Genomic DNA, 22555 nt, shown 5'->3' with positions numbered 1-22555 from the left:
ATCATTCCGATACAGCTTCTGCACTATCTTCTGATGAACTCTCCGATGTTCCGTCACTGGAAGTCTCATCTGATCTATCTACAATTGTTCCGATGTGGACGATTCTTCTGAATCCTCGTCATAGTCTGACTCCGTCTTTTCTCCTGAATCGTCCGTCGTCTTATCGCCGGACTTATCATCATTCTTAGCCTTCTTTGGCAATTTACCGACCTTATATACTTCGTCCCTGACGGAGTACACGCTCACAGCCTCAGGATTATCCGATATAACATTGCCCTCACCATCATACACTCTTCTGTATGACTGGATCGTAAGTCCCTCTATTCCTGTAGTATCGAGGATCTGTTCATCCTTTCCTAGGCTCTTGTCAAGCTCGTACTTCGTCTCATATGGCTCAGTCTCAAGAGTTTCAGTGTAGAGTTCCACGCTGAATGGCTCAGTGACAGTTCCCCATATCGTACATGATGTGGAATATCCATCATATGTAGTCGTTATCTTTATCGGATAGTCTGTATCGTTTGTAAACACAAAATCACAGCCTCCCCAAGCAACTGTTGCGTCAAGTCCCGCAGGCACGTAAGATGCAGGATATGGATGACAATGTCTCTCATCTATCTCCAAATTGGCATAAAGGCAAGCCATGTAGAGGGTTGACGATACCTGACATATTCCACCTCCCATATCCAGAACCGACTCTCCGTCTGCATATGAAGGTCCAGGAAGGAAGCCTCTCTCCTCAGTGAGTTCTCCAACTCCCAGGTTGTAGGAAAATGACTCTCCTGGCATGAGTATCGTTCCATCACAATACTGAGCCGCAAGCTTGACATTTGTCTTTCTGTTGTCAGATCCATCAACCTCAGTGGAATAACTGCTTATCTGATCCCTAAACAGAAGCTTCTCATACTCTGCTGTCGTCAGATCAGCGCTTGTAAGTACAAGAGGTATCTCAACCTTCTCCCCTGACTTTGCCCCACTCAGAGCCATTTTAGCCGCATCCAGATCAAAATCTACTCCGTCCTTTGCCTCTATGACCTTATAGTCATCGTCGGGATCCAGCGTAGGATCCTGCGGTTCACAGTGTATCTTTTCATAAAGCGCATCCATGTCAACGTCCGACTGTTTTTCCGGGCACTTTATGACCGTGTCGTAATCGCCCTTGCCGGTCTGTCTGCTTATGGTCCTGACAAGTTTATCCACATCCACGGCATAGCTACCCTTGCCCTTCGTGAGGATAAGCTTGTCATTATCTATCTTGTAGCCATCCTCCCTGCTCAGATCTGCCTTCATGATATCGCTGCTTTCCACGAGCTTCTTCAGCTTCTGTGCATCTCCGATCTCCGGATATATATTGTAATCAGTTCCACCAATCTTCGATTTCAGGAAACCATATCCTCTTATCCAGAACCTGTGAGTTCTGTCCTGAATATCCTTGACTGAACTGTATGAATCTCTGTCGAGAGCTTCAGATATATTCAACGTGTATCTCTGTCCGTTTAATTCAATCCTGACGCTGGCGCTGCTGTAATCCCTGTCGTACTGGTTGCTGACCAGTCTGGCGGCTTCCGTGGGCTTCATCTTTCCAACGTCTATGCCATTTATGCTGGTCTTGTCATAGAACTTTCTGTTTCCAATTATAAGGCATATGACCGCATATAATATAACGACAAATATACCTGTAAGTATCCAGCTCACTATCTTATACTGTCTCTGTAATTTTTGTCTGCGGGTTCTCATCCGCTGTAGCTCCATCCGCTGGCTGTCAGTCATCCCGCCTCGTTTTTGGGAATCATTCGCCGGTCTCACCGGTTTGTTCCCTGAATTTCTGGGTCTCCTGTCTTCCATATTCTCATCCTCATTATCGTATGTTGTACTTTATCTTTTGTCCAGTATACAAATGATTTATCCTATTTTCTGCCATGCATCTTATAAAACAGATATTCCTTCGCAAGCTCCGAATAGAGCTTCTCCACTGTCCATGTCCTGTTCGTGTCCGTAGCCACCGATTTGAGTGCTATCGGCGCCACCCCGGACTTCCTGTACCTGTCGAGGAATATATCCAGTTCACGGCTGCTTATCCCGGCAAATACCACCATCTCCATGTTGAGTTTTCGGCTGTCACTTTCTTTCAAACCGGTAGCGCCGGTATATTCCACACCGTCTAGAATATCTGACACCTTCACCATACCGCAGCCACTGTCAATTGTCTCGTACACAGCTCCAAGTACACCACATATCTCTTTAACCACCGTCTCTTTGTCAGCCGGCAGGTTCATGGCAAATATTTTTTTCATACAACTATCATCCTCACAAACCATCGTCTTTTGTCTATACATCATTATGTTGTTTTTTTTACCAAAGTCAACATCTCTTTAGTAAAAAGCCCATTTTTTAACTGGTTATCCGTATCTATCTACCATATAGAGATGATCCAATAAATAATTCCAAGCAGCCAGCTTGTAAATATACCATACAATATGACCGGTCCGGCTATGGTAAACGCCTTGACACCCTTTCCAAATACTTCGCCCTCTGTCTGAAACTCAACTATCGGTGCACACACTCCATTTGCAAATCCTGTTATAGGCACAAGGGCTCCAGCACCTCCGTATTTTGCGATCTTCTTGTACAGATTTAAGCTCGTAAGTATAACACTGGCAAGCACAAGTATGAGAGAAACGTACGCGTAAGCCTCATCCTCCTTCACATCAAATCTTGTCAATATATTAAATATCAACTGTCCTATTGTACATATTATGCCTCCCACAATAAACGCCCACAGACAGTTTCTTGGGGCACTGGATGTCGGTGTGACATTTTCCACATACTCATTGTAATCGCTTTCATTTGGCTCAAATTTCATGATCAAAGATCCTCCTTATTGATTTGTTTTATATTTAAATAGACTCCCCTACATTCCCACGGCAACACTGATCAGGGAGCCTATAAGTTTTCCCGCCGCCAACGCATATATAACGTAAGGCAGATTTCTTCTCACGCTGAAACGTCTTGCCGCAATCGGTATCACGTTCAGCACCTCCGTGAGCGCTCCCGCAAGACATCCGACAAATATGCCTCCAAACAGGCACACGACAGAATACCCAAGCCAGGTTACCCTCACCGGTATATCAAACAGATACACCGCATTTGCAAGAGTTGCTCCAAACGCCAGAAGGCTCTCTATCAACATGTAATGCCTTGCTCCCTTGACCTTCTCTAACAGCTTCGGAAATATTCCTATAAGCGATATGAATGCAAAATAGCCGCCGGATATGGCTATTCCACTAGCAAAGCACGCCAGCGCAAGCAAAACATATCTAATCAGCATCTTTGCACTCCTTCTTTCTCTCTGCATCTGTTATAACTGTCTGGTTGACATCTTGCTCATACTGGCGCATCTGAACCTGGAGCGGTGTAGGATCATCTGTGAACTTCTTCTTGACTCCGTGGTTAAAAAATATGATGATGCCTATGAAAAGTCCCAGAGAATATGCTATTCCCGCCACAGGGTAGGCTTCCCTCGCCTTTCCCACAAATATATTTTCCATGACATCCAGTTGTCCCACCATATTCACATCTGAGTTATATGACATGATCGAAAACCCGGCGCCAAAGAAGGCTATCAGACATATCATTATGAATTTCAGTATCTGCTTGACATTGTCACTGGTATCATAAGTCCTGTAATATACCACTACATCCGTCGCCCCAAGTGCTTCCACCTGCAGCTCTGGGTATTTCTGCTGTATCAGTTCTATAATGTACATTACAGAGATCACCTTCTGCTCCTTTGTACCAGTAAAACTCGCCAGCTCCATCTTCTCTATATCATACTTCGCATCAGGATTACCGCTGACCACCGTGGCAACATCCTTTATTCTGACTTTTTTCTTCTCAGCCAGACAGCTCTCTGAAAGCTTTAAATAAACACAATCAGCCATACACTTATACTCCTGTTCTTTTCCTCTAAGAATAGTCTGTCCATGTGTACGGCTGATATTATTCCAATATATTCCATTTTTTATCCAGCATCTGCACTCTACGCCCGCTTGAGTTCCCGCAGAATCTTCTTCTCCAGTCTGCTGACCTGAACCTGGCTCATACCCAGTATCCTTCCAATCTCCCCCTGTGTCTTTTCACCGAAATATCTCAATGTTATCAGTTTCTTTTCCCTCTCCGGTAAGGTGTCCAGAAGCTGCTTCACATACAGCTTTTCCACTACTCTTTCCTCCTCCCGGCGGCTGGTCTGAAGTTCTCCCATCTCCTCAATATTAGATATATCTACCGCAGATTCCATTGCCATGACCAGCTCTTCCGGATCACTGCCTATCTTCGCGCATATCTCGTCCACAGTTGGCTCCCTGCCATTTGTCCGTTGGTATTCCTGCCGGTATTTCTCCGCCCTGTAATGTATCGTTTTCAGATTTCTGCTGACTCTCACCAGTCCGTCATCCCTTAAGAACCTCCTTATCTCCCCCTGTATGAGCGGAACTGAGTATGTGGAGAACATAACATCGTATTCAAGATCAAATCTGTCTACAGCTTTTATAAGTCCTATAAGTCCTATCTGTATAAGATCCTCAAGCTCCTGTCCCCTGCCAATGTACCTCTTTGCCACGCTTACCACAAGCCCCATATTCTCAGTTATCAGTCTGTCCCTCGCTGTAATGTCGCCTTCCTTTGCAAGCCTGAGCAGCTGAAGATTATCTGTCATCAATACATCTCCTGACTATTTCCGATCATCTTTTTCATTTTTACCACTGTCCCCTCTCCTGGTGCCGACAATACCTCAAGTCCGTCCATAAATGCCTCCATAAACGAAAATCCCATACCTGAACGGCTTCCATCCGTGACCGACGTGTACATCGGCTCCATAGCCTTGTCAACATTTTCTATTCCGCAGCCTTGATCCCTGACTGTTATGTATATCGTCCTGTCCTCTATGTATACCTCGACCGTTATAACTCCAGTCCCTGACCTGTAGCCATGAACTATGGAATTTGTTACTGCCTCGGATACGGCTGTCTTCACATCCTCTACCTCACAAAGTGTAGGGTTTATCCTCGTCATCATTGCCGCAACCACTACCCTCGCAACCGACTCGTTCCTCGCATCACTGCCAAACTCCACGACTAATCTGTTCTTGTCCATATTTTTTACTCTCCTTGTTTTCTATACTCACTGATATCTAACTGCTAGGCATCCTTCAGCCCGCCATCGAGCTTTACCGCTATTCTGTATATTCCTGACATGAGCAGTATCCTGTCTATCCTCCCATTTACATTTATGACACCCACGCTTCCTCCTCTCGTCTGTACCTGCCTGAACCGTCTTGTTATGATCCCAATCCCTGAGCTGTCCATAAACGTGGTTATCCTGAAGTCAAACACAACATGTCTTATATCCTGTCCCTCAAAGATCTCTTCGGTCGCCTCAGTGATCTTCCCGGCTGCATAATCATCCACCTCTGAGGGCATATATACAATGACAGTATCCCCCATTTTCTCATAAATATTCATACCCACGCCTCCTATAACAAAAAAAGATACAAAAGAAATTGCTGATCTTTACATCAATCTCTTTCGTATCTCTCTATTCTCATCTATGACCTATATTATATTCTATATTTTCTCCAGCCGACTAATAAACGCCATCGGCTGAGTCTCCGGTGTCAGCACCATCTGCTGTTCCGTCTGTAACTCCATCTGTTGTTCCGTCTGTAGTGTCATCTGCCGAGTAATCAGGCTCAGTGCTGTCTGTGCTGTCTGTGCCATCTGTGTATCCGTCACCCTGATCATCTGCTCCTGCCGTATCATCATATCCGTAGGAAGAATCTGTATTTCCATCTGTGGTATCTGGTCCGGATGTATCTGTTCCAGACGTATCTGACTGATCTGCCACAGATGTATCTGTACTATCTGCCACAGCCGATCCTTCTGTTCCTGCAGCTGCACTTGTCTTCTGTGCAGCCTTATCCTTGCCCGCCTGTATCGCCTCGTCATCGGCATGTTCGCAGGCATACGCATAATATACTGAATTAGGACAGTTCTCTACCAGCTGGTTAAATACAAGTGTTGCATTGTTCTCGTCCGACAGCTTGAGGTAACACATGCCCTTGTAATAAAGTGCCACATCACTATTCGGTGTATCCTGAAGCACCCTGTTAAGATCATCCATTGCAGCCTCATATGACATATTCTCGTACTTTGATATCGCTGACTGAACCCTCGCCTTGTTGTCGTCCGAGAGCACCTGTGATGCGTAATCTCCATACTTTGATATCTGATTCTTCAATGTCTTAGTCTCTGTCTCCGCGTTTTGAAGCTTGTTTGTCATAGAATCTACCTGTGACTGAAGCTCAGATATCTTCACATTCTTGTCTGATATCTCCTGGCTGAAGGTTATCTGCAAATCTCTCTGTGAATTGTCTGCAGCCTTATCCCTGTTCGGAATTATCAATGTCCACATGGCTGCAAGCCCCAGTACAACTCCAGCTATGATATATGCTATGGAGTATTTGTAAAAATTGATATCCTTATATCTTCCAACCGGAACCGGATCGCCGTCAAAATCGACCTCACTATTTCCTGCTATGAGTTTCTTCTGGTCATCGACGAACAGTGAATCAACATCATAATCCTCCTGTGGATAATCGCGGAAATTCATAATCTCCTCGTCTGTGTGTCCAAGCTCATTAAAGTATCTGACTGCCACAGGATTTGTTCTATCTATCTTTATGACGCGCTTCAGCGCCTTTCTCGCCTTGTCATCTCTTCCCTCATCTATGAAGAGAAGGGCAAGGAGCAGATATCCCTGTATGAACCTGGAGTTATCTGACAGGACCTTTCTCAGCTGTATGAATGCAAGATCCTTGCTTCCCTGCTTTGCATACACAAGAGCCTGATTATACTTTCTTGTGACGTTGTTTATAGCCTCCAATCTGTGGGGATTTGACTTTATCTCTTTTATATATCTCTTTGCCACGTTCTTGCCGTCAAAGTAATTCACGCTGACGACCCAGTGGCTGAGTGCCTGTACTATCTCGCCTGTCTCGTAATACACAAGTCCAAGAAGATTCCTGGCATCAATATTCATCTTGTCATATTTAAGGGCAAGTCTCAGCGCCTCCTCAGCTCCGGTCATATCCCTTACTCTGGCCTTATCAAGTCCAATATTGTAATAATACTTGGACGAGTTAAGAGCCTTGTTCACGTAATCTATCTTAAGACCGCATCGGGTACAATAGCCTGTGACAGCTATCGGGCCTCCGCAGTGTTTACAGTTAAGTACATCTGCCATAACATAATCTCCTGATCTATCTGTAGTCTCTGCCGCTTCGCTTTTCTGCTTTATTCAAAAGCTTTATTTATCTGCTCTACTTTTCGGCTTCCTTTGCAACTCTCATCATCTCCTGCATGATGTCCATGATATCTTTCAGGTCATTGTTATATATGGCATCCTCTGCCTGATCAAGCTCAAGTGCAGGCTTGAATCTCTTTATCTCTTCATCAAAATTGATCATGTTTCTTCCTCCATCTCTTGACACCGCCGACCAGATACAGCGATCCGACACAATATATATCTACGTCATCTATACCCTGTCCTCCGCATCTTTCCAGATCCGTCCCTATATCTGTCCTAAGTGCCACTGCCATATCCATAGCCTCATCTATTTCATCGCTTACCAAGACCGGCACATCCGTGTTATCTGCAAATATCTGAGCCAGTTTCCCGGAATCTGCCTTTCTGCTACTGTCCACACTGGTGACTATAATGCGGTCCCACTTCAACTGACTTGCCAGCATACTTATCATAGCACCATACTCCTTGTCCCTGACAGCCGCGAATACGAGTATCTTCCTGTCATCTCTATGGAGTGTCCGCATAGTGTCTATATATGCCCTGATTGCCTCGACGTTGTGTGCGCCATCCACATATATATGCGGAGCGATCTCTTCCATACGCCCCTCCCAATAGAACTCAGGAAGAGTCTCCCTTATGCCCTTCTCTATATCTTCCTCCGATGCGTTCCGGGCCTTCATGAGCCCGTAAAACGCCATAACAGCAAGGCTTATATTCTCCAGCTGATATAGCGATGTCTTCTGTATAACCAAATTGCAATAACTATAATACCGACTATGCAATGAAAAATCAATGGTTTTGTCACCCAAATGATTTATTATATAATCCTGTTTTTCGACCATAATAACCGGGGATTTCTGCCCTCTGGCAGTATCCTCTATAACTTTCGCCACGGCCTCATCTCGCTTGAAATATATGATAGGGATCCCCGGCTTTATGATCCCCGCTTTCTCTGCGGCTATCTTCTCTATAGTATCCCCGAGGTACTCCATATGATCCATGCCGACCGATGTTATGATCGAAAGCTCAGGCATGAGAACATTTGTGGCATCAAGCCTTCCTCCCATTCCTGTCTCATACACCACGAAATCACACTTCTTCTCTCTGAAATAGACTGCTGCCATGGCAAACATGACCTCAAAGAATGATGGATGCTGGGTGAACTTCTCCTTCACGGTCTCAAATGCCCACACAAAGTCAGCATCAGATATATTCTCGCCGTCAATCTGTATACGCTCATTTATCGACACGAGATGGGGGGATATGAACAGTCCCACTCTGTATCCCATGCCCGTCAGCATCTGTGCCAGAGCTCTGCAGGTAGATCCCTTTCCGTTAGTTCCAGCCACATGAACAGCCGGTATTGATTTTTCAGGGTTCCCTAAACGACACAAAAGACTGGAAAGGTTCTCCTTACCAATCTTCTGCGCGAAAAGCGGAATACCCAATATATAATCCACGGTCTCTCTGTAATCCGCCACAATAATTCTCCTTATCTGTCTGAGATCTTGTCTTGCTATGTACATCTTATTTGTGTACTCGTATATAATCATAAAATTATCATAAGCAAGACAAGATCTCAGACTATATTATCTATTGTCTACTTTCTCAGGGTAGAGGTCGTGGTTTGCCAGACGGTTCCAGGCAACCTCCTCCCACTTTGTTCCAGGTCTTCCATAGTTACAATATGGATCTATGGATATTCCTCCTCTTGGTGTGAACTTGCCCCATACCTCGATATATTTCGGATCCATGAGCTTTACGAGGTCCTTCATGATGATGTTCATGCAGTCCTCATGGAAATCACCATGATTTCTGAAGCTGAACAGATACAGCTTGAGCGATTTACTCTCAACCATCTTCTTCCCCGGAACATACGATATGTACACCGTTGCGAAATCCGGCTGACCCGTGATAGGACAAAGGCTTGTGAACTCCGGGCAGTTAAACTTTACAAAATAGTCATTGTCCGGATGCTTGTTGTCAAATGTCTGAAGCATCTCCGGTGCATAGTTCATGCTATACTTCACATCTTTATTTCCAAGGAGAGTCACGCCCTCCATCTCTTCTTTACTTCTTCCCATTTCGATCTCCTGTATTTATGTTATTGCCGCTCGATTCCAACTAGATTTATTCTATTTTCCAGTTTTATGACTGTTCCTGCAAGGCTTCCTCAACTGACTTCTTCAGAAGCTTTATTGCCTCATCACAGTGCTCCTTTGTAACGATAAGAGGAGGCGCCATTCTTATAATACTGTCCCTTACCGCCGTTATGAGAAGCTTGTTCTCTACTGCCCTGTGCTTAACTTCAAACGCTATAGGTTTCTCAAACTCAACTCCTATCAGGAGTCCAAGTCCTCTTATCTCCTTTACACACGGAAGTGACTTGAGCTGCTCCATGAAATAAGCTCCGACTTCCTTTGCGTTCTCATAAAGCTTATTGTCAAGTATCTCATCTATCTCTGCAAGTGCAGCCGCACAACAAACCGGATTGGCAGCATATGTTGATCCATGAGCACCAGGGGTAAATACCTTCGCTATCTCTGCGTTTGTACACATAGCACCTATAGGCATGCCGCCTCCGATGGCCTTCGCCATGGATACCATATCAGGCTTAACACCGTATGTCATATATGCCATGATCTCTCCGGTTCTTCCCCATCCGGTCTGAACCTCGTCAAACATAAGAAGTATCTTCTTCTCATCACAGAACTCTCGGAGTCCCTTCAGGAATTCAGGATCTGCCGGATATACTCCGCCCTCTCCCTGCACAGGCTCCACCATGATTCCTATGGTGTTCTCATCACACTTACTCTTGAAATCTTCAAGGTTATTATATTCTGCATATGTAAATCCAGGAAGCAGCGGTGCAAATCCCTTATGACATGCAGAATCCGGCTGTCCTGTTGCCGACAGTGCACCGTATGTTCTTCCATGGAAGCTGTTCTTTGCAGTAACGATCTTGTAATGCTCAGGTCCGTAATGATCTACTCCATACTTTCTTGCCATCTTGATCATGGCCTCATTTGCCTCTGTTCCTGAGTTCTGGAATACTATCTTCTCCATACCGATCGTGTCACACACCTTCTTAGCTAAGAGTATCATCGGAAGTGTATATGCATAATTTGATGCATGTATAACATTCGCCGCCTGATCTGCTATCGCCTTTGCGACCTTCTTGTTGGCATTTCCCGCACTGCTGACCGCTATTCCGGCAAAGAAATCAAGATATCTGTCGCCGTTCTCAGCGTACACATACATGCCATCGCCCTTTTCCTCTATAAAATCCCATCTTCTTGACTGTTCAGCCAGATATGTATCTACTATCTCCAAGAGTTCTTCTTTTGTATAACCTGATTCACTAACCTTCATCATTCTCTCCTTTGATGTTTGTCCTAGTTTCGCAATTACCTAAACTAACGTATAGCTTTATTATTTTTGTATATGTTCCGCATACATTATATACACAAAGTCCGCTACTGGCAAGCATTCATAAAATATAACAGATAATTGCTCTAAAACATGCTAAAGGACTGTGCTTTGAGAAACTCCTTGAAGCACAGTCCTTTTATATTTATACATTTTTCTGCATTATCTTGCAAACTGGGAATTGTACAGGTTCGTATAGAAGCCACCCTTTGCAAGCAGCGTCTCATGATTTCCCTGTTCGATGATGTGTCCATCCTTCATGACAAGGATGACATCCGACTCCTTGATGGTCGACAGTCTGTGCGCCACAACAAAACTCGTTCGTCCCTTCATCATCTTGGCAAATGCCCTCTGTATCCTGATCTCTGTTCTGGTATCTATGGACGATGTCGCCTCATCCAGTATGAGCATAGGAGGGAGATCCAACATGACTCTGGTTATACAGAGAAGCTGCTTCTGTCCCTGTGACAGGTTACCTCCATCCTCTGTTATAAATGTGTTGTATCCGTCAGGAAGCCTCTTTATGAAGCTGTGTGCATGTGACTGCTTTGCAGCTTCGATGATCTCCTCATCTGTTGCATCAGGTCTTCCATATGCTATGTTGTCCCTGATCGTACCGCTCTTAAGCCATGTCTCCTGAAGTACCATTCCATAATTGCCACGGAGACTCTTTCTTGTAACCTCTCTTATGTCGTATCCATCCACCGATATGCTTCCGGCATCCACATCATAAAATCTCATTAGCAGATTGATGACCGTACTCTTGCCACATCCGGTAGGTCCTACTATCGCTATCCTCTGTCCATCCTTTACATTCAGATTGAGGTTTTTTATAAGTTCCACATCTTTATTGTATGAGAAGTCAACATTCTCTAGATTGACCTCACCATGTACATCTGTGAGCTCGTGTGCATCGGCAGGCTCTGCCACCTCTGCATCCTCATCTATCAGCTCAAATACTCTGGCCGCTGATGCCAGCGCATTCTGAAGCTCCGTTACAACGCCCGATATCTCATTGAATGGCTTTGTGTACTGGTTTGCATAGCTCAGGAAACTTGTGAGCTGTCCAACTGATATAAAGCCCTTTATAGCCGTTATGGCACCTATAATTCCAACACCTGTATAAACAAGGCTGTTTACGAATCTCGTGCTCGGATTTGTTATAGACGAGAAGAATGTTGCCTGAAGTCCTGCAACGCCCAGTCTTCCATTGATCTCCTGGAACCTTTCACAAGTCTCATCCTCCATGGAAAACGCCGTAACCACCTTCTGGTTCTCTACCATCTCATTTACAAGTGATGTGAGTTCTCCCTTTATCTCAGCCTGCTTTTTGAACATGCTGTATGTTTTCCTAGCTATAAATGATGCAACAAACAGCGAAACAGGTGTGATACACACAACAACCAGAGCTATGATCCAGTTGATTGAAATCATAAAACAGAGTGTTCCCACTATCGTCATCACTCCTGTAAAGAGCTGTGTAAATCCCATCAGAAGTCCGTCTGAGAACTGGTCTACATCGGCTATGATCCTGCTGACTATATCTCCATGTGTGTGTGAATCCACATATGAGAGAGGCAGATTGCCCAGTTTCTCATATGCCTTTGTCCTGACATCATTTACAACCTTATATGTGATCCTGTTGTTAAGTACATTCATGATCCACTGCGCAACAGCCGTTATGATAACCACCACAACAAGCTTTGCAAGCATTCCTTTAAGTCCTGTGAAGTCTACATTTCCAGGTCCAACGACCTTGTCAACCGCATGTCCCATAATGATCGGTGCATACAGTGTGAGCACCACCGAAATGGCTGCACATATGAGTGACAGAACAACAAGGAATCTATATCTCTTGATGTACCTCAGTATTCTGAGTATTGTCTTTTTGTTTACTGATCTGTTACCTTTATCTTTACTCATGAGCCAGTTCCTCCTCCGAAAGCTGTGACTGACATATCTCCCTATATACCTCGCAGGTAGAAAGCAGCTGCCTATGAGTTCCTATTCCTGCTATCTGGCCATCGTCCATGACTATGATCTTATCCGAATTCATGATGGTTGACGCTCGCTGTGATACGAGGAACACTGTCATACCCTTTGTTTTTTCCCTGATTGCTTTTCTGAGTGCCGCGTCCGTTGCAAAGTCGAGTGCCGATGCGCTGTCATCAAGTATCAATATATCCGGCTTTCTCACAATCGCCCTAGCTATGGTGAGTCTCTGCTTCTGTCCGCCTGACAGGTTCTTTCCTCCCTGAGTGATCTTGAAATTTATTCCATTCTCCTTGCCATCCACAAATTCCTTCGCCTGAGCTATCTCGAGAGCCTCGTCTATCTCAGCCTCAGTTGCATCCTGCTTTCCCCATCTGATATTGTCTGCTATGGTTCCGGCGAACAGCACTGCCTTCTGTGGAACCACGCCCACCTTATGTCTGAGTTCGTCCAAGGTGTAGTCCTTTACATCCACTCCGTCTATGCTGACGCTTCCATGGCTGACATCGTAAAATCTTGGGATCATGTTTACAAGAGAGCTCTTTCCTGATCCCGTACCGCCTATGATTCCCACCGTCTCTCCCGGTGCAATGTCAAATGTTATATCAGACAGAGAATCCGCTCCGGCACCGGCATATCTGAGGCTGGCATCCTTGAAGCTCACCTTTACAGCATTTGCTTCTGATCCTGATACCTTCCCTGTTCCATCTGTTATCGATGGCTGCTGATCCATGACTGCATTTATTCTCTTTGCACAGGCAACAGCCTTGGTGATCGTCACAATAAGGTTTGCAAGCTTGATCAGCTCCACAAGTATCTGTGACATATAGTTGACAAGGGCGACGACCTTACCCTGTGTAATTATACCTGCTTCAGTCTGTCCCGCTGCTATCCATATGATAGCTGCAGTTGAGAGATTGATTATCACATATGTTACAGGGTTCATGAACGCTGATATACGTCCTGCAAGAAGCTGAAACTTCATCAGATCGTCTGTTGACTTATCAAAATCCTCAAATTCCTTGTCCTGTCTGTTGAAAGCTCTGATAACTCTCGCGCCCTCAAGGCCCTCACGAGTGAGCAGTGTGACTCTGTCTAGTCTGTTCTGTACCTTCTTGAACAGCGGTATGCTGAGCGCCATAACTCCGAACACCACTATTGAAAGTGCCGGTATTGTCACAACAAATGTCATGGCAGACTTCACATCGATCGTAAATGACATGATCATGGCACCGAACACTATGAATGGCGAACGGAGGAACAGTCTGAGCACCATATTGACTCCGGTCTGCACCTGGTTCGTATCACTGGTCATTCTTGTGAGCAGTGTGGAAGTTCCTATACTGTCGATCTCCGTGTAAGAAAGTGATGTGATATGTCTGAAAAGGTCATTTCTAAGTGCCGTTCCAAAGCCTGTTGCAGCCTTGGCAGAAAAGTACTGTGCCGTGATAGAACACACCAGACCGATAATTCCCAAAAGTATCATGACAAGGCACATCTTTACAACATAGCCTATGTCACGACCGGCTATACCCACATCGATGACGTTTGCCATGACTATAGGTATGAGCAGTTCAAATGTTGCCTCCAGCATCTTAAAGAGGGGGGCAAGTACGGACTCTTTCTTGTAGTCCTTTAGATATCTAAGTATTCCTTTCATCTCTTCTCCTATCAATACCTTTTTCCGCAAATAGCAGTCTGATACTTATACTCGGTCATATATCTGTACTCAAATAGAACTTCCACATATTATGCATAATGTGGAAGTTCTAAATTCTGGTTCAATGGCCATTGTCACATAACGACTATTGTCACTTAACCAACTGCCATTCAATATTGTTGTCTGATATTACTCCTCATCCTCATCTGGAAGATTTGCGTTGTGATATACAGCCTGTACGTCATCATCCTCCTCAAGCATATCAATAATTCTTGTGAATTTCTTTACAACTTCAGGATCTGTTATATCAACGTAATTCTGAGGTATCATTGTAAGCTCGGCCTCAGCCATCTTGATACCCTCTTTCTCAAGGCTCTCTCTTACCTGTGAGAAATCCTCAGGTGCTGTGATGATCTCGTAGCTGTCGTCCTCGTCTGAAAAATCCTCTGCACCTGCGTCAAGTGCCATCATCATAAGGTCATCTGCATCCATGTCACAGTCTTCCTTTGCAATGATGATCTGACCCTTATGGTCAAACATATATGATACACAGCCTGTTGTTCCTACGTTTCCGCCGCCCTTTGTGAAGCAGTTACGCACATTTGCTGCTGTTCTGTTCTTATTGTCTGTAAGAGTGTCTACTATGATGGCGGTACCACTTGGACCGTAGCCTTCATATGTATTCACTACGTAATTTACTGAGTTGGCATCTCCTGCTGCTCTCTCGATACCACGCTTGATAGTATCATTAGGCATGTTGTTTGCCTTTGCTTTGGCAATTACATCACGAAGCTTGCTGTTATTCTCAGGATTTGCTCCGCCTTCCTTAACAGCAACCACGATCTCCTTACCTATGATTGTGAAGATCTTTCCCTTTGCTGCATCATTTTTTTCCTTCTTGTGCTTGATGTTTGCAAATTTTGAATGTCCTGACATCGTTAATTCTCCTCTTTTTCTTGATTACTAATTTCGTATATTAACACTATTGCTGTGTTTTTTCAACCTTTGTGATCTTTACTTCCCCTATCATGTTGTTACTTACAGACAGCGAAGTAAATTTATAATTCTGATATACTATCTCTATCTCCTCATCCGCGTACGGCAGTCTTCCCAGCTCATAGAGCAAAAAACCGTTCATCGTCTGGAAATCTTCATCAGGGAATTCTATACCCAGCACATCACTGACCTCATCCAGTTCAGCCTTTCCGCTGACTATGTACACATCCCCTCTTTTCTTGATATCATCGCTGGCATCATCGTATTCATCGAGTATGTTTCCCACTATTTCTTCCAGTATATCTTCCATGGTCACTATACCCTCAGTCTGGCCGTACTCATCAACAACTATAACCATATGTATCTTTGCCGTCTGCATCCTTCGGAACAGTTTCGCGATATTATATGTAGGATGCACAAATGTCGCCTCAACCATAATATCAGCAAGCTTCTTCTTTTTGTCCTTTAAATATTCCTTGACGAAATCCTTGAAATATATTATACCGACAACATTGTCAAGATCACCGTCTATAACCGGGTATCTGGAATAGTTGTTCTCAAGCATTATCTCCATGACTTCATCCAGCTCTGCATTCTTATCGATCGCCATGACGTTAAGTCTTGCCGTCATGACATCCCTGCTCTCCTTATCAGTAAACTCAAATATGTTCGTGATGAACTGAGCTTCGGAATCCTCTATAAATCCCTGCTCATTTCCCTCGTTCACCATCGATATGATCTCTTCCTCTACCTTCTCCTCATCCGACTTCTTGTTAAAAATCTTCATACTTTAGCTTTTATCACCTCATATATTTATTGATTCGTATATCATACCAGCTCCAGGCTGATCTTCAGCGCCTCATCTACCTTTTTCAGTACATCTGAATCCACATGACATACCTTTTCCTTAAGCCTCTGTTTATCTATGGTCCTGAGCTGCTCAAGCAGTATAACGGAATCCTTTGCAATGTCGCATCTCGCAGAATCCAGCATGATATGCGTCGGCAGCTTTGGTCTCTTCATCTTACTCGTTATCGCTGCTATTATGACAGTTGAACTGTGCTTATTGCCTGCCTCGTTCTGGACCACGATCACAGGTCTGATTCCGCCCTGCTCTGAACCCACAACAGGTCTTAGATCTGCATAATATATGTCCCCTCTTCTTATAACCAAATTTATCACCCCATAAATACTTTATAAATGTGGCTTTATACATATTATGTATTCCACTCTAAAAAAAGTATTTCCAGTGTCATTATTGGTTATTCATCAATCCAACAGATAATTCACCTGTCCAAGAACTTTGCCATCTCTTATGTACTCTCTCGGAACTCGTCTTGATATATTACATACAAGCTCATAATTAAAGCTGTTCGCTGGCTCTGCAACCTCTTCAACTGTGATAACCTTGTCTCCAGCTCTGCCAATCAGTATGACATCATCTCTGACTTTTACATCATCTATATGACTCACATCGACCATGAACTGATCCATACACACTCTGCCTATGATCGGCGCATATTGTCCATGTATTATGACTCGACCTATGTTGGACTGCGCTCTCGGATATCCATCTGCATATCCGGCTGACACTGTGGCAACCCTGATATCATGGTCTGCTATGTATGACCATCCATATCCTATTCCGGTTCCAGCCTTTACGTCCTTCACAAATATTACCTTTGATGTAAGGCTCATGGCTGGTCTCAGATCCACTATACTCTTGTCCACTTCTTCTGATGGATAAAGTCCATATGTTACGATTCCAGATCTCACCATATCAAAGTCAGAATTATCCATCTCCATGATACCTGCGCTATTCGATATATGTCTGACAGGAATATATATGTGCTTATCCTCAAGCTGTCTGTTGATCCATCTGAATTTGTCCAGCTGTCCTTTTGCCGCTGTCTTGTCAAGCTCATCAGCCTTGGCATAATGGGTAAACATTCCCTCTATCTCTATCCCTGGCATCCTGCTTATCTCTTCTATATGTTTTACCCCGGCATCATCACATGAAAATCCTATTCTTCCCATGCCCGTATCAACCTTTATATGAATCTTAGCCTTTGCACCTTTACCAACGGCTGTCTCCGACAGTTTTCGTGCATCATCTACATCGTATATCGCCGGACGTACATCAAAATCTATCAGAAGCTTATAGTCCTCAGGATCAGTATACCCCAGTATCAATATCGGTTTTTTAAAACCTGCATTCCTGAGTTCAATTGCCTCATCAATGAAAGCAACCGCAAAGAAATCTACCATATCATTGAGTGCATGTGCCACCTCCACTGCTCCGTGACCATATGCATCTGCTTTAATAACCGCCAGCATCTTCTTATCCTTATCCACTAGAGACTTCATAGCCGCCACATTATGTCTTATATTATCAAGATTTATCACTGCCTGTACCCTGTTATAATTTCTCATTTTCCACTCCTTTTATCACCATAGGTATGGATTCAACTATATCTCTGGCTATCATCCCATTTTTTCCCATGCGCTCAGCTGCAAGATCACCTGCCAGCCCGTGGATATACACACCAAGCTTAGCCGCTTCATACGGTGAACTACCCGTGGCTATAAGTCCCGTGATCACCCCTGCAAGCACATCACCTGCACCGGCTGTGGACATGCCATTGTTTCCCGAGGTGTTGATGTAAATGTCACCACCTCTGCTGACACATGTCCTGGAGTCCTTGAGCACATCTATAACATTATACTCCATAGCAAAGTCTTTGCACACCCTTAATATATTCTTTTTGATATCCGGTATAGCTATATCTGTGAGTCTTGACATCTCCCCGAGATGCGGAGTAACTGTGACCTCACCCCTGTGCTTTTTCAGAAGTTCCAAATCCTGAGATATGATGTTCAGCGCATCTGCATCCAGAACAAGGGGTTGCTCTGCCTCACATATCACATAGCGGAGAAGTTCTTCAGCTTCCCCTGACCTGCCAAGTCCAGGTCCCACAAGAATGACATCCGCCCACGAAACTGCATCCTCTGCACACTTAAGAGCCTCAACTTCGTCACTGTATGTCATAAGAACAGCCTCCGGTATCCTATTTCCAATCACCGTACGGTTTAAACTGTGTGTATAAACCTTGACAAGCCCTGTTCCTGTCCTGTATGCAGCCTCTGCAGCAAATACTGCAGCTCCGGACATATCAGCACTTCCAGCGATGACCGCAGCCCTGCCATATGTTCCTTTGTTGGAGTTGTCGCTGCGTTTTGGAAGACGCGCAAGATCTGACAGATCATAGCCATAAGCCTCAGGTGCTATGTCCTGAACCTCTCTATCCGAAAATCCAATCTCTCTTACAACTACCTGCCCAGCCATATCGCATCCCGGGTGCAACACAAGTCCTCTCTTGTTAAGACCAAATGTCACTGTCAGATCAGCCCTGAAGGAAGTCCCAAGCACCTGACCGGTGGTGGCATCCACTCCCGATGGCAGATCCACAGCGATCTTGTATCCCGGCATGTTGTTCATCTGCTCTATGACATTCTTCCATATTCCTGCCACATCACGTTTCAAACCGACTCCAAAGATTCCATCGACTATAATGTCATACTCCTTCTGTGAGATCTCATCTGTGACCTGGATACCGAGATTCCGCACTATATCCAGCTGGTATGCAAAGCTATCACTCACCTTTGACAGTCCGCTTATATAACACACCTCGACCTGATCTCCCTGCTGTGCCAGAAGTCTTGCAAGAGCCAGTCCGTCCCCGCCGTTATTTCCTCCCTCCACAACGATAAGACATTTGACACGTGCTGGAAGTACTGTATCCTTTCTTGCATTTATCTCCTCCAAAATCGATATAGCCGCTCTCTCCATCAGAAGTATTCCCGGGATTCCCCGCTCCTTGATGGTGCGTCTGTCTATCTCCTGCATCTCATCTCTATCCGGAAGATAAAACATATATATTCATCTCCTATCCGCTTATTATGTGACAAAACGGATAATTTCTCACGAAATTATCCGTTTTGATTCTGACATTTACTTAATTATCTAATTATCTCTTCTTGAGGAAATCAGGTATCTTTATGCTCTCTGTCTTTGGTCTTGGAACATGAACCGGCTCAACTGGTGTGGATGTGACCGGACTGCTCTGCTGTGATGTTGTAGCTGCGGTGTATGCAGGCTTTGTTGCCGGCTCTGTTGCAGCTGAACTGTTATTCATAAATGAAGGTCTGCTTGCAGCAACTGACTGTGATGCTGTACTGTGCGTACCTATGCTCTGACCTGCATATGTTGCTGTTCTAGGCTCTGATACAGGAGTTGTTGCAACAGCCGGCTTTGGAGTTGTTGTCATAGTTCCCATCGGAGATGCTGTTCCAGCATATCTTGATGTAACATCACTTTCTCCTGATCTCTCAAGACCTGTTGCTATAATAGTGATGCTTATATCCTCACCCATGTTGTCATTGTCAACTGTACCAAATATGATGTTGACACCGTCTCCGGCCTGCTCTGTGAGGTATGTAACTGCATCATATGCCTCAACGATTCCGATATTACCAGAGAAGTTAACGATAATATCTGTAGCACCTGATACTGTTGTCTCAAGAAGTGGTGAATCCATAGCCTCCTTGATGGCATCAACAGCCTTGTTCTCACCGCTTGCTGATCCGATACCGATATGGGCAATACCTTTATCTCTCATAACTGTCTGGATATCTGCAAAGTCGAGGTTGATAAGACCTGGCTTGTTGATCAGGTCTGTTACACCCTGAACACCCTGCTGAAGAACCTGATCTGCCTTCTTGAGTGCATCAGGAATACTTGTTCTCTTATCACATATCTGGAGGAGCTTGTCATTAGGGATAACGATAAGTGTATCAACGTTCTCCTTAAGTCTTGCAATTCCCTCCTGGGCATTTCTCATACGTGGCTTGCCCTCAAAACCAAATGGCTTTGTAACTACACCAACAGTAAGGATTCCGAGATTTCTTGCCATCTCTGCTACAACAGGAGCGGCACCTGTACCGGTTCCACCACCCATACCACATGTGACAAACACCATGTTGGCATCCTTGATGATATCAACGATTTCTTCTCTATTCTCCTCCACTGCACTGGCACCAATCTCAGGCTTTGCTCCGGCACCAAGACCCTTTGTAAGCTTCTCACCTATCTGGATCTTTGTTGTTGCTCTGCTAAGTGAAAGAGCCTGCTTATCTGTGTTGATAGCAATAAGCTCCACTCCTTCAACATTCTCATCAATCATTCTGTTTACAGCATTATTACCTGCACCGCCGACACCGATAACAAGAATCCTTGCTGGTGTTCTCTCGTCATTTGATTTTATTTCAAGCACGGTTGCATCCTCCTTAATATTATTCTCTATTATTATATCTGTTATCTCTGTTTATCTGATAGATCACAATATACGGGCATAACTAGTCCGCTTTATCGCATTAGTACCTATATAATACGATTTTTTATATCAATACGCAAGATTTTTTTATTTATTTTCTTTAAATATAACATTACCATCGGATGCACTGTAATTCGACATGTCAAGCGTACCCTTCTTGCCCTTCAGTGTGGACAGGATATTTTCAAGATTCATAAACTTGCTCTCCAGGTTATCCGAATTGCCTATTCTTATCTTTATTCCGTCCTTGTGAAGTATTAGATTCTGCTTGTTATCGTATGTTATCTTATCTATCTGTATTTCATTCTTGTATATCAGCTGCGTCATAGTCAGTATCTCCTGGAAGAAACTATTGTCTCCCACCGAAAGCTTCTTGCCCTGCTCAACTCTGTCGCTTGTCAGTCCCTCTATACACGGAACATCATCCAGCTTCTTATCTGATATCTCAAGAACAATTCCATCTCCGTCGAAGTATGCATACTTGCCATTATGCTCGATACATCCCGCCATTGCTTTCTCATAAACTGTTATTGACACGGTGTTTCTGTTTACATATGAAACATCTATCTTATCTATAAATGTCACATCACCAGGAGGATTTATCTTGTTGTTGAGAATGAACAACAGCGTATTGCTGTATTTCTTTCCTCCGGAAACTATATCCTCCATCTGCTGGTCTGTGTAGTGATCTGTTCCGCTGACATTTATCTTTTTTAGCTTATAGCAGCTGTTGATTATGGCTGCCGATATAGCTGCTATCACGATCAGTACAAGAAGCACCCTGAGTATGATGAGAAAAACCTTCGCAGCCCTCTCACGTCTCTGCTTTCTTCTCTCGAGCCTCTCCTGCTTAAGTCTCTGTTTTCTCTCGATCTCCTGCGGTGTCGGCTTGCGCTTAACCTTTTTAGTCCTGACTCTGCGCCGTTCTTCATCAGGGCGTCTGTGTCCGTTCTGGACTCTGCGCTGTTCTTCAGCAGGGCGTCTGTGTCCGTTCTGGACTCTGCGCTGTTCTTCAGCAGGGCGTCTGTGTCCGTTCTGGACTCTGCGCTGTTCTTCAGCAGAGCGTCTGTGTCTATCCTGGGTTCTGCGAGATTCTTCGTCGGGACGTCTGCGTTTATCCTGAGCTGTGCGCTGCCCGTTGTCAGTCTTGCTCCGCCTCTGCCCACCATCCGACGGTCTCCGACCTTCCTGCATCCTGCTGTTTTTTCTGCCCGACATCTGTGATGACCGAGATTGAGATGGCTGTGATGGCGGAACTCGTCTCTTGTCCACAGGAACACGCACACGTCCATCAAGGCGCCTTCCAGTCTCGACATCAACCTTACCGCTCTGTCTCCTCGCATCCGCCACATCGACATTTCTGCTTTTCCTGATCTGTTCGTCCGCGGAGCGCTCTCTCTGGGCAGGCCTGTTCTCGGTCAGATCACTTCGCGACGATCTTCTTGCAGGTGCCATCTTCACATCTCCAGGTCTTTTGTTCCTTCTCAGTGCGCTGTCATCTCTCACCACACCGCGCTGAGCCGCAACATCAACACTGTAATCATTCAGGCTACGACCGCGGCCATTTCTGTCAGATGTTCTCGTCTCCGGCCTGTTCGCCCCGCCTTTGGATCCGGAATATCTTCTGTTGTTTCCGGTATTTTTACCGGTTCTATTATTGTATGTTCTATTGTCTTCACTCATCAATATCTTCCTTTTCAGGATCTGTCGTTTATCAGTTTATGAG

At 44.6% G+C, this 22555-nt stretch carries 22 protein-coding genes; all 22 read right to left on the bottom strand.

The features are described from left to right. Positions 1-78: 78 nt before the first annotated feature. Positions 79-1842, bottom strand: a complete 1764-nt coding sequence (locus NQ536_RS04675; protein WP_004848802.1) for a VanW family protein — start codon at positions 1840-1842, stop codon at positions 79-81. 62 nt (positions 1843-1904) lie between these two features. Beyond that, a complete protein-coding gene (locus NQ536_RS04670) occupies positions 1905-2291 on the bottom strand; it encodes a DUF3783 domain-containing protein (protein ID WP_022058492.1) in 387 nt (128 codons plus the stop codon). A 119-nt stretch (positions 2292-2410) separates the two neighbouring features. After that, on the bottom strand, positions 2411-2860 hold the full coding sequence (locus NQ536_RS04665) for a SpoVA/SpoVAEb family sporulation membrane protein (protein WP_004848798.1): 450 nt from the start codon (positions 2858-2860) through the stop codon (positions 2411-2413). 48 nt (positions 2861-2908) lie between these two features. Continuing rightward, on the bottom strand, positions 2909-3325 hold the full coding sequence (locus NQ536_RS04660) for a stage V sporulation protein AB (protein ID WP_004848796.1): 417 nt from the start codon (positions 3323-3325) through the stop codon (positions 2909-2911). Continuing rightward, positions 3315-3938, bottom strand: coding sequence for a stage V sporulation protein AA (locus NQ536_RS04655; RefSeq protein WP_004848794.1), 624 nt, complete (start codon positions 3936-3938; stop codon positions 3315-3317). The genes NQ536_RS04660 and NQ536_RS04655 overlap by 11 nt, the downstream gene beginning before the upstream one ends. Positions 3939-4036: 98 nt before the next feature. After that, a complete protein-coding gene (locus NQ536_RS04650; protein ID WP_004848793.1) occupies positions 4037-4711 on the bottom strand; it encodes a sigma-70 family RNA polymerase sigma factor in 675 nt (224 codons plus the stop codon). Further along, positions 4711-5148 carry an anti-sigma F factor gene (spoIIAB, locus tag NQ536_RS04645; RefSeq protein WP_004848792.1) on the bottom strand — a complete coding sequence of 146 codons (438 nt, stop codon included), beginning with the start codon at positions 5146-5148 and terminating at the stop codon, positions 4711-4713. Before spoIIAB ends, NQ536_RS04650 begins: the two co-directional genes overlap by 1 nt. 44 nt (positions 5149-5192) lie before the next feature. After that, on the bottom strand, positions 5193-5516 hold the full coding sequence (locus NQ536_RS04640) for an anti-sigma factor antagonist (protein ID WP_004848791.1): 324 nt from the start codon (positions 5514-5516) through the stop codon (positions 5193-5195). Positions 5517-5637: 121 nt separating this feature from the next. After that, on the bottom strand, positions 5638-7296 hold the full coding sequence (locus NQ536_RS04635; protein ID WP_004848790.1) for a tetratricopeptide repeat protein: 1659 nt from the start codon (positions 7294-7296) through the stop codon (positions 5638-5640). 76 nt (positions 7297-7372) lie between these two features. Continuing rightward, positions 7373-7519 carry a hypothetical protein gene (locus tag NQ536_RS04630; protein WP_004848789.1) on the bottom strand — a complete coding sequence of 49 codons (147 nt, stop codon included), beginning with the start codon at positions 7517-7519 and terminating at the stop codon, positions 7373-7375. Then, on the bottom strand, positions 7506-8912 hold the full coding sequence (locus NQ536_RS04625; RefSeq protein ID WP_004848788.1) for a bifunctional folylpolyglutamate synthase/dihydrofolate synthase: 1407 nt from the start codon (positions 8910-8912) through the stop codon (positions 7506-7508). Before NQ536_RS04625 ends, NQ536_RS04630 begins: the two co-directional genes overlap by 14 nt. 36 nt (positions 8913-8948) lie before the next feature. After that, on the bottom strand, positions 8949-9443 hold the full coding sequence (queF, locus tag NQ536_RS04620; RefSeq protein ID WP_004848786.1) for a preQ(1) synthase: 495 nt from the start codon (positions 9441-9443) through the stop codon (positions 8949-8951). A 64-nt stretch (positions 9444-9507) separates the two neighbouring features. Next, positions 9508-10731: an aspartate aminotransferase family protein gene (locus tag NQ536_RS04615; protein ID WP_044997674.1), complete on the bottom strand. Its 1224-nt coding sequence runs from the start codon at positions 10729-10731 to the stop codon at positions 9508-9510. A gap of 219 nt (positions 10732-10950) precedes the next feature. Further along, positions 10951-12711, bottom strand: a complete 1761-nt coding sequence (locus NQ536_RS04610; RefSeq protein WP_004848783.1) for an ABC transporter ATP-binding protein — start codon at positions 12709-12711, stop codon at positions 10951-10953. Next, a complete protein-coding gene (locus NQ536_RS04605; protein ID WP_044997673.1) occupies positions 12704-14440 on the bottom strand; it encodes an ABC transporter ATP-binding protein in 1737 nt (578 codons plus the stop codon). Before NQ536_RS04605 ends, NQ536_RS04610 begins: the two co-directional genes overlap by 8 nt. Positions 14441-14629: 189 nt before the next feature. Beyond that, complete coding sequence (locus NQ536_RS04600; protein ID WP_004848779.1) at positions 14630-15376, bottom strand: YebC/PmpR family DNA-binding transcriptional regulator; 747 nt, start codon at positions 15374-15376, stop codon at positions 14630-14632. A 46-nt stretch (positions 15377-15422) separates the two neighbouring features. Then, positions 15423-16223, bottom strand: coding sequence for a hemolysin family protein (locus NQ536_RS04595; RefSeq protein WP_004848778.1), 801 nt, complete (start codon positions 16221-16223; stop codon positions 15423-15425). Positions 16224-16264: 41 nt separating this feature from the next. After that, positions 16265-16609: a type II toxin-antitoxin system PemK/MazF family toxin gene (locus NQ536_RS04590; protein WP_044997672.1), complete on the bottom strand. Its 345-nt coding sequence runs from the start codon at positions 16607-16609 to the stop codon at positions 16265-16267. 96 nt (positions 16610-16705) lie between these two features. Then, positions 16706-17869 carry an alanine racemase gene (gene alr, locus NQ536_RS04585; RefSeq protein WP_004848775.1) on the bottom strand — a complete coding sequence of 388 codons (1164 nt, stop codon included), beginning with the start codon at positions 17867-17869 and terminating at the stop codon, positions 16706-16708. Next, positions 17856-19370: a bifunctional ADP-dependent NAD(P)H-hydrate dehydratase/NAD(P)H-hydrate epimerase gene (locus tag NQ536_RS04580; protein WP_004848773.1), complete on the bottom strand. Its 1515-nt coding sequence runs from the start codon at positions 19368-19370 to the stop codon at positions 17856-17858. The genes alr and NQ536_RS04580 overlap by 14 nt, the downstream gene beginning before the upstream one ends. A 94-nt stretch (positions 19371-19464) precedes the next feature. Beyond that, positions 19465-20769 carry a cell division protein FtsZ gene (gene ftsZ / locus NQ536_RS04575; RefSeq protein ID WP_004848771.1) on the bottom strand — a complete coding sequence of 435 codons (1305 nt, stop codon included), beginning with the start codon at positions 20767-20769 and terminating at the stop codon, positions 19465-19467. Positions 20770-20916: 147 nt separating this feature from the next. Beyond that, positions 20917-22512: a cell division protein FtsQ/DivIB gene (locus NQ536_RS04570; RefSeq protein WP_004848769.1), complete on the bottom strand. Its 1596-nt coding sequence runs from the start codon at positions 22510-22512 to the stop codon at positions 20917-20919. Positions 22513-22555: the final 43 nt, after the last annotated feature.

Origin of the sequence: Coprococcus eutactus, assembly GCF_025149915.1 — a bacterium.
GTDB lineage: Bacteria > Bacillota > Clostridia > Lachnospirales > Lachnospiraceae > Coprococcus > Coprococcus eutactus.
This window is presented reverse-complemented; position numbering and strand designations above follow the sequence as displayed.

Bases quoted from the DNA above. Each gene is read 5' to 3' on its own strand.
- NQ536_RS04600 (WP_004848779.1), bottom strand. From the start codon at position 15,376: ATGTCAGGACATTCAAAATTTGCAAACATCAAGCACAAGAAGGAAAAA.
- NQ536_RS04630 (WP_004848789.1), bottom strand. From the start codon at position 7,519: ATGATCAATTTTGATGAAGAGATAAAGAGATTCAAGCCTGCACTTGAG.
- NQ536_RS04610 (WP_004848783.1), bottom strand. From the start codon at position 12,711: ATGAGTAAAGATAAAGGTAACAGATCAGTAAACAAAAAGACAATACTC.
- NQ536_RS04595 (WP_004848778.1), bottom strand. From the start codon at position 16,223: ATGAAGATTTTTAACAAGAAGTCGGATGAGGAGAAGGTAGAGGAAGAG.
- NQ536_RS04570 (WP_004848769.1), bottom strand. From the start codon at position 22,512: ATGAGTGAAGACAATAGAACATACAATAATAGAACCGGTAAAAATACC.
- alr (WP_004848775.1), bottom strand. From the start codon at position 17,869: ATGAGAAATTATAACAGGGTACAGGCAGTGATAAATCTTGATAATATA.
- NQ536_RS04670 (WP_022058492.1), bottom strand. From the start codon at position 2,291: ATGAAAAAAATATTTGCCATGAACCTGCCGGCTGACAAAGAGACGGTG.
- spoIIAB (WP_004848792.1), bottom strand. From the start codon at position 5,148: ATGGACAAGAACAGATTAGTCGTGGAGTTTGGCAGTGATGCGAGGAAC.
- NQ536_RS04625 (WP_004848788.1), bottom strand. From the start codon at position 8,912: ATGATTATATACGAGTACACAAATAAGATGTACATAGCAAGACAAGAT.
- NQ536_RS04635 (WP_004848790.1), bottom strand. From the start codon at position 7,296: ATGGCAGATGTACTTAACTGTAAACACTGCGGAGGCCCGATAGCTGTC.
- NQ536_RS04660 (WP_004848796.1), bottom strand. From the start codon at position 3,325: ATGCTGATTAGATATGTTTTGCTTGCGCTGGCGTGCTTTGCTAGTGGA.
- NQ536_RS04580 (WP_004848773.1), bottom strand. From the start codon at position 19,370: ATGTTTTATCTTCCGGATAGAGATGAGATGCAGGAGATAGACAGACGC.
- NQ536_RS04650 (WP_004848793.1), bottom strand. From the start codon at position 4,711: ATGACAGATAATCTTCAGCTGCTCAGGCTTGCAAAGGAAGGCGACATT.
- NQ536_RS04675 (WP_004848802.1), bottom strand. From the start codon at position 1,842: ATGGAAGACAGGAGACCCAGAAATTCAGGGAACAAACCGGTGAGACCG.
- NQ536_RS04655 (WP_004848794.1), bottom strand. From the start codon at position 3,938: ATGGCTGATTGTGTTTATTTAAAGCTTTCAGAGAGCTGTCTGGCTGAG.
- queF (WP_004848786.1), bottom strand. From the start codon at position 9,443: ATGGGAAGAAGTAAAGAAGAGATGGAGGGCGTGACTCTCCTTGGAAAT.
- NQ536_RS04665 (WP_004848798.1), bottom strand. From the start codon at position 2,860: ATGAAATTTGAGCCAAATGAAAGCGATTACAATGAGTATGTGGAAAAT.
- NQ536_RS04605 (WP_044997673.1), bottom strand. From the start codon at position 14,440: ATGAAAGGAATACTTAGATATCTAAAGGACTACAAGAAAGAGTCCGTA.
- NQ536_RS04615 (WP_044997674.1), bottom strand. From the start codon at position 10,731: ATGAAGGTTAGTGAATCAGGTTATACAAAAGAAGAACTCTTGGAGATA.
- NQ536_RS04640 (WP_004848791.1), bottom strand. From the start codon at position 5,516: ATGAATATTTATGAGAAAATGGGGGATACTGTCATTGTATATATGCCC.